The organism is Methylobacterium guangdongense (genome assembly GCF_038442355.1).
Taxonomy (GTDB): Bacteria; Pseudomonadota; Alphaproteobacteria; order Rhizobiales; family Beijerinckiaceae; genus Methylobacterium; species Methylobacterium guangdongense.
Window position 1 is genome coordinate 1 of sequence record NZ_JBBXMX010000047.1, and the last position, 9,291, is coordinate 9,291.

Annotated in this window: 8 protein-coding genes and 1 pseudogene; 2 read left to right on the plus strand and 7 right to left on the minus strand. The window is 67.7% G+C overall.

The genetic code is table 11. The annotated features are described in order from the left end of the window. Positions 1–515 (minus strand): annotated as a pseudogene (locus AAHG09_RS31310) (cytochrome b/b6 domain-containing protein); the annotation flags it as partial. A gap of 139 nt (positions 516–654) precedes the next feature. Further along, on the minus strand, positions 655–888 hold the full coding sequence (locus AAHG09_RS31315; protein ID WP_342112192.1) for a hypothetical protein: 234 nt from the start codon (positions 886–888) through the stop codon (positions 655–657). Positions 889–1,448: 560 nt separating this feature from the next. Between AAHG09_RS31315 and AAHG09_RS31320 the strand changes: the two genes are divergently transcribed. Both AAHG09_RS31320 and AAHG09_RS31325 read left to right on the plus strand, forming a co-directional pair. Beyond that, positions 1,449–3,533 carry an ATP-binding protein gene (locus tag AAHG09_RS31320; protein ID WP_342112195.1) on the plus strand — a complete coding sequence of 695 codons (2,085 nt, stop codon included), beginning with the start codon at positions 1,449–1,451 and terminating at the stop codon, positions 3,531–3,533. Beyond that, a complete protein-coding gene (locus tag AAHG09_RS31325) occupies positions 3,530–3,949 on the plus strand; it encodes a VOC family protein (protein ID WP_342112197.1) in 420 nt (139 codons plus the stop codon). Before AAHG09_RS31320 ends, AAHG09_RS31325 begins: the two co-directional genes overlap by 4 nt. A gap of 347 nt (positions 3,950–4,296) precedes the next feature. Here the strand turns inward: AAHG09_RS31325 and AAHG09_RS31330 are convergent, their stop codons facing one another. From AAHG09_RS31330 to AAHG09_RS31350, 5 genes are all read right to left on the minus strand, one after another. After that, positions 4,297–5,994, minus strand: coding sequence for a GMC family oxidoreductase (locus tag AAHG09_RS31330; protein ID WP_342112199.1), 1,698 nt, complete (start codon positions 5,992–5,994; stop codon positions 4,297–4,299). A 13-nt stretch (positions 5,995–6,007) separates the two neighbouring features. Then, positions 6,008–6,667: a gluconate 2-dehydrogenase subunit 3 family protein gene (locus AAHG09_RS31335; RefSeq protein ID WP_342112202.1), complete on the minus strand. Its 660-nt coding sequence runs from the start codon at positions 6,665–6,667 to the stop codon at positions 6,008–6,010. A gap of 14 nt (positions 6,668–6,681) precedes the next feature. Further along, entirely contained in the window at positions 6,682–7,722 is a 1,041-nt protein-coding gene (locus AAHG09_RS31340; protein WP_412760118.1) for a hypothetical protein, read from the minus strand. Then, positions 7,706–8,800 carry an enolase C-terminal domain-like protein gene (locus AAHG09_RS31345; protein ID WP_342112206.1) on the minus strand — a complete coding sequence of 365 codons (1,095 nt, stop codon included), beginning with the start codon at positions 8,798–8,800 and terminating at the stop codon, positions 7,706–7,708. Before AAHG09_RS31345 ends, AAHG09_RS31340 begins: the two co-directional genes overlap by 17 nt. Positions 8,801–8,815: 15 nt before the next feature. Continuing rightward, positions 8,816–9,291 (minus strand): thiamine pyrophosphate-dependent enzyme (locus AAHG09_RS31350; RefSeq protein ID WP_342112209.1); only part of this gene is annotated, 476 nt, incomplete at its 5' end.

Sequence of the window (9,291 nt, forward strand, 5' to 3'; positions counted from 1 at the left end):
ATGACGTTGTAGCGCTTGGCCTCGTCGCCCTGCGGGAAGCGCAAGGTCAGGTGCTCCCATACCGAGGCGCCGAGATGCCGGACCTGGTCACGCTGCGGGACGACGCGAAAGCGAAGCTGGCCGCTGAATAGGCCGTAGAGCAGGTACAGGGCGCCGTTCAGGACGAGGGCCCAGGCGAAGAAGAAGTGCCAGCTCTGGCCGCCGGTGAGATCCTGGTCGCTCGGCAGCGTCAGCCACGAAGGGAAGCCGCGGTCGGCCGGTTCGCCGTCGGCGCCGGGCGAGAAGCCGAGCCAGCCGGTCGTGTCGAACGTGCGGCCCAGGACCGTGGTGACGCCATTGGGCGGGTCGTCCTCGGTCGAGGTCATCGACAGCAGCGGCGTGTCGAAGGTCGAGACCTTGCCCCAGTACAGGGCCGGGTGGGCGTTGAAGATCTACAGGCCGCTCATCAGCAAGACCAGCAGGCAGAGCGCGTTGACCCAGTGGGTGATCCGGATGACGGCGGGGTGCCGGAACATCCAGCGCCGATGCTCCACCTCGCCCGTGTCGGGGGCGGAGCGCGTCAGGTAGGTGCGGGGCACGAGGGCGGCTCGTCCTGGGAACTGAGGGGCGCGGCGACCGGACCGAGGGCCGGGCCGCCGCGTTCGGGATGGCCGCTTACATGCGGTTCATCATCATCTTCCGCTTCATCATCCGGCGCTTCATCATCTTCTTATGCATCATGCGCTTCTTCATCATCATGCGCTCGCTATGCGTCATTCGGACCTGCGTGATGCCTGCCGGGCCGGCCTGAAGGCCGTTCGGGCCCATCGGGGCGGCCGAGGCGGCGCCGGTTCCGAGCGCGAGGCCTCCGAGGACCGAGGCGGCGAGCGCGAGGGTGGTGATCTTCATTCGTCGTCTCCTGTACGGGGAAGGGTTCCCCTTTCGCACAGTGGGGCAAGACGAAGAACGCGCCGCAAGTTCCTGATTTATCGAATTAATTTCCCTGAGTGATGGCCTATGGGCGCAACTATCCGTGCGCTGGGGCGAGGCCTCGCGCCACGCCCTAGTCGGGCGTACCCCGACCTGTACGGAGGCTCGCCGCGGAAGGTTTCAGGGGGCGGGAATAATCTGGCCCCGAGTATGAATGGGGCTGTTGGCGTTCCACACCCTATTGGCATCACGGACGGGAGCGGACCGGAAGCCGAGCAGCTTGACCTGCACTGGCCTGTTACTGGATGGAGCGGACTAATCTTCCATCTGTTGCCTCGCCACTGACAAGGGGGACGGTTTCCTCCCCGGTCGGGTCTAGGGGTTTCGGGCAACCGCGGCATCGAAAGGCGCGACCGCGAACGTCGCGTCGGCCGGTGCGTTCTCCCAAGGTCAGCCTGCGGACGGGAATAGTGTTGGCACAGGTTCCTCGACGAGCGGACGACACGGCTGCGGCGGGTCCCGCGGCAAGGGCAAGGGCCATGTCCCGGGCGCTCGCCTACTTCGGCATCGCGGTCTCGATCACTGTCGCCTCGGGCTGGGCGTTCCGATTGCCTGTTCTGACGACGATCCTTCCGGGCGAGGCGCCGATGGTGGCGCTGACTGCCCTCGCGGTGCTGATCCTGTCGGTCTCGTTGCTGCTCTCGGCCCAGCCCGAGGGGCGAGAGGCCGACAGGCGTGTGGGCCGCTGGCTCGCCGTCGTCGCGGTTGCGGTAGCTGCCGGTGGAGGCATCCAGTACGCCGTTCCCCACGGCCTCCGACCCGACGACTGGTTGCAGCGACTCGTGTCAGGTCCGCTTGGGTTGGACAACGGGATGTCGCTCGCGACCGTGGCCTGCGTCCTGGGGGCCGCGGCCGGCATCATCCTCGGCGACGCGCGAGGCCGGACATTCACCCGCCTCGGCGTGGCGGCGGCTGCCTTCGCCTTCGTCGTCGCCGCCGTCGGCGGCCTGGGCTACGTCTACGGGGTCGGCGCCCTCCATCAGAGCGGACCCTTCTCGCGCATGTCGCTGCTCAGCGCCCTGGCCCTGGGCCTGCTGTCGGCCGGGGTGCTGCTCTCCAGGCCGCACGGGCCGTGGGTCGCGACCGTATTTCGCGGCGGCGAGGTCGCGTGTCTCCTCCTCCCGGCCGTCGTGGTCGCACCGCTGCTGCTCGGGGCGCTGGAGATCTACGCCGTCCGTTCGAACCGGCTGGAGCCCGAGACCGGGACCGCTCTCCTCGTCACGGTGCTCGCGATCTGCCTCGCCGCGCTCGCCCTCCGCCTTGCACGCGACGTCGAGCGGCGCATCGTCGGCGAGAGACGGTTCAGGGATGCCCTCCAGGACATGAACGAGGCGCTTGAACGGCGGGTGGAGGAGCGGACCCGAGACCTCGCCCAGGCGCAGGACGCCCTGATCCAGGCCCAGAAGATGGAGGCCATCGGGCAGCTTACCGGCGGCGTGGCCCACGACTTCAACAACCTCCTGACCATCATCCGGTCGTCGGTCGAGTTTCTGCGCCGGCCGAACCTGCCGGAGGAACGGCGTGATCGCTACATGGACGCCGTGTCCGACACCGTGGACCGGGCGGCGAAGCTCACCGGGCAGCTCCTCGCCTTCGCCCGGCGGCAGCCTCTGAGGCCCGAGACCTTCGACGTCGGCTCCCGCCTCGTCGGCTTGGCCACGATGTTGGACACTCTGACGGGGGCCCGCATCCGCGTCGTGACGACTAAGCCCGAGTGCCCCTGCTTCGTGCGCGCCGACGCCAGCCAGTTCGACACCGCCATCGTCAACCTCGCCGTGAACGCCCGCGACGCGATGGACGGCGAGGGCACGCTGACCTTGGCCCTGTCCTGCGGCAGGGCGAAGCCGGCGATCCGCGGCCACGCTGGTCTGTCGACGCCATTCGTGACGCTCGCTGTCGGCGATACCGGCTCGGGAATCGCGGCAGAGAGCGTCGCCCGCATCTTCGAGCCGTTCTTCACCACGAAGGAGGTCGGTAAGGGCACGGGCCTCGGCCTCTCGCAGGTGATCGGCTTCGCCAAGCAATCCGGCGGCGACGTCGACGTCGCGAGCGTCGTCGGCCGCGGGACCACGTTCACGCTCTACCTGCCACAGGCCGATGAGGCGGTCATGGACGTCGTCGAGGACGCCGCGCCCGACGACGTGCATGCCGACGAAGGGGACCGGTGCATCCTGGTGGTAGAGGACAACGTGGAGATCGGGCGCTTCTGCACGCAGATCCTGGACGATCTGGGCTACGGCACGACCCTGGCGCAGACTGCGGAGGCAGCGCTCGCTGAGATCGAGACCGCACCGTCCCGCTTCGACGCGGTCTTCTCGGACGTCGTCATGCCGGGCATGGGCGGCCTGGAGCTCGCCAAGCGCCTCAGGGTGACCCATCCGGGGCTGCCGGTGGTCCTGACGTCCGGCTACAGTCACGTGCTGGCGCAGGACGACGCCCACGGTTTCGATCTGGTGAGGAAGCCCTATTCCGCCGCCCAGGTCGACGGTGCCCTACGTTCGGCGACGCGCCGTCGACGACGGGCGGGCGCGCGCTCGGCAGCCATGCGGGAGATGAGCCCATGACCACCTCGAAGCCTCGCCTCGTCGGCTTGAATCACGTCGCGCTGGAGGTCGGCGACATCGAGGATGCGCTCCGGTTCTACCGGGCCGTGTTCTCGTTCGAGCTCCGGGGCACCCATGAAGACGAGGCAGGCCGCACGGTCATGGCTTTCCTCGACATGGGCGACCAGTTCCTCGCCCTGACCGCCGGACGGGAACAGCCGGCCGACACGGAGCGGCATTTCGGGCTTGTCGTCGACGACCGCGCGAATGTAATGGAGCTCGCCGAAAGTGCGGGTGCGACGGTCTTGGACCGCCCGTTCAACTTCCTCGATCCCTGGGGCAACCACCTGGAGATCGTCGCCTACCCAGATGTCCAGTTTACGAAGGCGGGCGAGATCCTCAGAGGCATGGGCCTGGACCTCGGGAAGGGGGGATGAGGCGTTGGAGGAGTTGCGGCGCAAGCTGTCTTCGCCTCCGGTACGCGCCGACGATTGAAGACGTGTCTTTTGGGAAAGGCGAGCAACGGATCACCCGCATAAGCGATAGACAATCGCAGGTCTCTTGGCGCAAACTATAAGAACGATGGCCCCATCTATATACGGAAAGAGGTGACCGAGGGGCTGTCGGTCGCTTCTCTCGTTTCTAGACTGACGGTTTGGCTCCGAACCTCCGTTGATTTTGCAATGCCTCAGTAACCGTAGCCGTAGGCCCAGCAACCGTAACCATAGTTCGGCGCGTGGCCATCACCGGCGCATGAATTTTCGTCACTGACACGCGAAGCCGGTCACCGCCTCCTCGCGAGTATCCGGTCCGCCGTACGTAACGCGACCGCTTGGATCGTGAGCGAGGGATTGACCCCCCCAACCGTCGGGAAGACCGAACCGTCGCAGACGTACAAGTTCGGGATGTCCCAGGAGCGGCAATCGGCATCGACCACGGAGCTCCGCGGGTCGTCGCCCATCCGGGCGGTGCCGTTCAGGTGACAGGTATCGTCGACCTGGTCCCAGACCTCGCGGCCGCCCGCGGCTGACAGAGCCTCGCGCATGAACTTCAGGGCGTGGCGGTTCAGCGCCTTGTCGTTGTCGCACCAGGAATAGGTGATGCGGGCCACCGGCAGCCCGTACTGATCCTTCACGTCCGCGAGCGTCACACGGTTACGCTCCTGAGGCATGTACTCGGAGACGACCTTCAGCCCGGCGACGTGGTTGTAGCGCTGCATCTCGGCCACCAGCGCCTCGCCCCAAAGGCCGTGCGCGGAGGCCTGGGTGTTGGCCCAGAGTTGCGGCAGGGGCCCCTGGCTCATGTAGGAATAGCCGCCGAAGAAGTCCTTCGTGAAGGGGCCGTGACCCTTGTCATCGTAGTTCCAATGCTCGCTGATGGCGAGCGAGGGTGGGCCCTTGTAGCTTCGGATCTCCTCGTCGAAGACGCCCCAGACCGCTTGGTTGCCCTGGACCATCAGGTTCTTGCCGACGAGGCCCGAGGAATTAGCGAGCCCGTCCGGGAACTCCTGGTTCGCCGAATTTAGGAGGAGCCGCGGCGTCTCGATGGCGTAGCCCGCCACCACGACGTTCTTGGCCCGCTGGAAGCGCCAGCGCCCCTCGCGGAAGTAATGGACGCCGGTGGCGCGCCCGTTTCTCGTCTCGATCCGTCCCACCATGGCGAGGTCGCGGATCTCGGCGCCCGCCTTCAGGGCGCGGGGCAGGTAGCTCACGAGCACGCTCTGCTTGGCGTTCGTGGAGCAACCCAGGGTACAGAAGCCCCGGTACACACATGGCGGCGCGTCGCCGTGCGGGGCCGAGACCGTGGCGAGCGGCGTCGGCGTCCAGCCGATGCCCATCGCCTCGGCGCCCCGGGCCAGCACCTTGGCCGCGGCGTTGATCTCGTGCGCGCGGCGGTGGTAGCGCCGCCGGTGCGGCCCCCAGGGATAGTTGACCGGACCGGAGATCTTCAGGTCGTCCTCGACCTGATCGTAGTAGCGCCACATCTCCCGCCAATCGAGCGGCCAATCGGCGCCGTAGCCCATCAGGGTGCGGGCCTTGAACCACTCCGGTCGAAAGCGCAGGGCCACCATGGCGTAGTGCACGGTCGAGCCGCCCACCGCCTTGCCGGAATTGTTCGAGCCCATCTGCAGCGGGTTCTCGCCGTCGACGATGCGTTCGTCCGTCCAATAGAGCTTGGATTGGTGGCTCTCGTCCGAGGCGAAGTCCTCCAGCGGCCGGAAATATGGGCCGGCATCGAAGGCCACCACTGAGAGGCCGCCCTCCGCGAGCCGGCAGGCCAGGGTTCCGCCGCCCGCCCCGGTGCCGACGATGGCGAAGTCGACCTCCTCCTCGTCCCGGTGCTGACGCATCGGCACCCACTCGCCGATCCGCATGACGTTGGGCGCGCGACCGTCGCGCGCGCGGGGATGGTGCTCCGGGTCGTCGCCGGGCGTGGCGTGCTTGGGGTTGTCGGCGGCGTTGCCGAGGCCGGGGATGCGCATCGTAGGGAAATCCTTACCGGCCGACCCGGAGGTTTTCTTGGTAGGCCTCGTCCTCGCGGCCGGGCTTGGCCTCGGCGGCCTCCCAGGGGTCGCGGCGGTCGAAATCCATGCGGACGTAGCCGCGCGGGCTTGCCGGGCCGCCCCAGCCGATCTCGTTCCAGGCGGTGGGGTGGGCGTAGTACGCCTTCACCACGTCGGCGAGGATGCGCTGGTGGAAGAACAGCTTCGAGGGCATGCCCTCCCAAACCGCGCCGGTCAGGTCGCCCTTCTCAGCAAGCTTCAGTAACTCGTCCTGCGCCCAGGCGCCGAGTTCGTGGAAGCGTGCCCCGAACCGTGCCCTTGCCTCGCTATCGAGGGCCCGTAGTCCCAGGCGCCACGCATCACGCTCCTCGGGCAGTTCGGCGTTGCGGTAGCCATCGCGGGTATCGGTCGCGAGCTTATGGTCGACGAGGGCGGCCACTGGGACCGGATCTCCCCGGTCGGCGGGTTGCGGGACGATCCGCTCGGCCAGCGCTGTCATCGTCGACCATTCGATATCGTTGAAGAAGCGGCGCGTCTCGGGTCCGATGGCGAGCCGTTCCTCTAGGACCTCGCGGGTCTTGGCGTTCCAAGACGGGCCGTCGCGCTTCGCGAGCACGTCGTAGCCCGGATAAAGGTCCAGTCTCGAACGCATGATGATCTCTCGGCTTAAAAGCGGAAGCGGCTGCGCTCGATGAGTTCGAGGGCCGCGAGCCCCCCGAGCGCCACTCCCGAAAAGGAGGGCGGGGCAGGCAGCGGCGGTCCGTCGATGAGGTTCTGGCGCCAGTTGGCCCAGCCGCCCATCATTCGGGCGACGCCGTACGCGTGGAAGACGACGCCGCCGACGCCCATCGCCGACACCGCCCACATCCCCCACTTGGCGCCGGCCTGACTCGCTCCCTCCGGCTTGGTCGCCGCGCGGACGAGAAGGGCGGCGGCGAGCGGCGGCAGGGTGACGGGAACGAACATCGCTGGGTTCTGGAAGGCACCCCGGAAGTGAAGCAGCCCGGCTTCCAGGGTCGTGCCGGCGAGCATGCCCGCCGTGGCGACTGCCAGGGAACGGCCGGCCGGCAAACCGGCGAGGCGAGGCTCGGCGGGGTCGGCATCACGCACGCGCTCAGCGGCGACCCCGAGGACGCCGGCCAGCGTCAGCGCCATCGGCGCGCCGATGGGGGCGGAATAGAACAGGTTCTGGAAGGAGTAGCCGCCCTCGCGCTTGCCGACGTTGTAGGCGTGGAAGCCGAAGCCGATCAGCCCTGTCAGGCCGGCGAGCGCCTGCACCCCGTGCCGGACGCGGGAGCTGCCGGGGTCGGTGTCGCCGGCCCCGTGCAGGGACGCCGCTAGTGTGACGCTGGACACGACGATGGGTGTGTACATCGCCTGGTTGAAGAACTGGCCACGGTAATGCTCCAGGCCGGAATCGAACAACACTGAGGCGGCGAGCATCGTCGAGGCGTGGTTCAGGCGCTGTGCCGCGCTCGCGGTGACATCGCGCCCGCGCGGACTGTAGCTGCGACCGCCGGCAGCGGGCCCTAGGGGTTTGGAACGCCCGGCGGCGAACCAAGTCAGCAAACCGGCCCCAGCCGCCAACGCGGCCAGGACCACAACCGGGTGGACGGCCGTCTCGATCCGTACGGGTGCGACACGACGCTTGAGGACGGTGGCGCGTCGTCTCGGCGATTGGGAGGCGCGGTCAGACGGCATAGGCATCGGCATCCCGGATCTTGAGGGTGAGGCCGTGTCCCGGCCGGGTCAGGTCGGGGGTGATCACGCCATCGCACGGGACAGGTGCCCCGTCGAACAGCATCCGCTCGATGCGGACGTGGTCGTGGAACCATTCGAGGTGTCGGAAGCGGGGGGCGGCAACGGCCACCGGCAGGTGCAGGGCGGGTGCGCAGTGGCCGGACAGGTCCAAATGCGCCGCCTCGCATAGGGCCGCTAAGTTCAGAAAGCCGCTGTAACCGCCGCAGCGGGTCACGTCCGCCTGGGCCACATCGACGGCTCCCTCGTCGAGCAGACCACGCAAGTCGTCCAGGGTATAGGCGTACTCGCCCGCGGCGACTTCCATGCCGGCAGGCGCCGAGGCGCGAACGAAAGCCATCCCCACAGGATCGTCGCTGGACACGGGCTCCTCGAACCACGTGACGCCGAACCGCTCCGCAACTTGCGCCGCCTCGATGGCGCGCTTCGGGGTGAAAGCGCCGTTGGCATCGATGAACAGGCGCGCATCGCCGATGGCCGCCTTCGCGACCGCAATGCGTGCCGGGTCGCGCTCGGGAGCGCTGCCGACCTTTATCTTCACCGCCCGGCAGCCATCCTGCTCGACCCATCCGGCAAGCTGCCCGCGCAACTGCCGGTCGTCGTAGCTCGTGAAGCCGCCGCTTCCGTAGATCTCCGCATGTTCCCGCGCCTGCCCGAACAGGCTCGCCAGGGATATGTCGAGGAGGCGTGCCTTGAGGTCCCACAAGGCGGTGTCCAATGCCGAGATCGCCGTGGCGGCGAGCCCGGAGCGCCCGAGGTTCCGCACGGCGCCCCACAGCACGGCATTGGCCCGCGGGATGTCGAGGGCGGGCAACCCGGTGAGATGCGATGCGAGCGTCCCTACAATCAAGCGCGCGACACTGGCGTCGGTGTAGCTGTAGCCGAGGCCGGTCTCACCGCCGGCTCGGATATGGACGACGACGATGGTCGTCTTGTCCCAGGCGAAGGTACCGTCCGCCTCTGGCGCGTCAGTGGGAACGGTGTAGGCTCGCGCCCGCACCGTTCCGATCCCCGGATCGTCACGCATGCCGTAGAAGCCGTCCTACTCACTGCCGGGCAGGACGGAACTCAGCACCTGACGCGCGGTATCGACGAGAAGGTGGCGCTCCTTCGGATCGCCCTTGCCAAGCATCGACATGAAGTTCTGCACCTGCTGGAGCGTGAAGAACGGCGGCAGCGGCGGGACCTCGGGGTCGGTCTTCACCTCCAGCACCACCGGCACGGAGCTAGCGAGCGCCTCGTCCCAAGCCGCCCCCATGCGCTGGGGATCGTCGACGTAGATGCCCTTCAGGCCGATCAATTCCGCGAACTTGTGGTAGGGCACGTTCGGGATAGTCTGGCTCGCCTCGAACTTCGGATTGCCTTCCATCACCCGCTGCTCCCAGGTTACTTGGTTCAGGTCCTCGTTGTTGAACACGCAGCAAATCCAGGTTTTGTTGGACCAGCGATGCATGTACTTCGAGACCGTGATCAGTTCGGCCATATTGTTCATCTGCATGGCCCCATCGCCGACGAGAG

Coding starts and splice junctions, on each gene's coding strand:
- AAHG09_RS31345 (WP_342112206.1), bottom strand. CDS start 8,800: ATGCGTGACGATCCGGGGATCGGAACGGTGCGGGCGCGAGCCTACACC.
- AAHG09_RS31335 (WP_342112202.1), bottom strand. CDS start 6,667: ATGCGTTCGAGACTGGACCTTTATCCGGGCTACGACGTGCTCGCGAAG.
- AAHG09_RS31320 (WP_342112195.1), top strand. CDS start 1,449: ATGTCCCGGGCGCTCGCCTACTTCGGCATCGCGGTCTCGATCACTGTC.
- AAHG09_RS31330 (WP_342112199.1), bottom strand. CDS start 5,994: ATGCGCATCCCCGGCCTCGGCAACGCCGCCGACAACCCCAAGCACGCC.
- AAHG09_RS31340 (WP_412760118.1), bottom strand. CDS start 7,722: ATGCCTATGCCGTCTGACCGCGCCTCCCAATCGCCGAGACGACGCGCC.
- AAHG09_RS31325 (WP_342112197.1), top strand. CDS start 3,530: ATGACCACCTCGAAGCCTCGCCTCGTCGGCTTGAATCACGTCGCGCTG.
- AAHG09_RS31315 (WP_342112192.1), bottom strand. CDS start 888: ATGAAGATCACCACCCTCGCGCTCGCCGCCTCGGTCCTCGGAGGCCTC.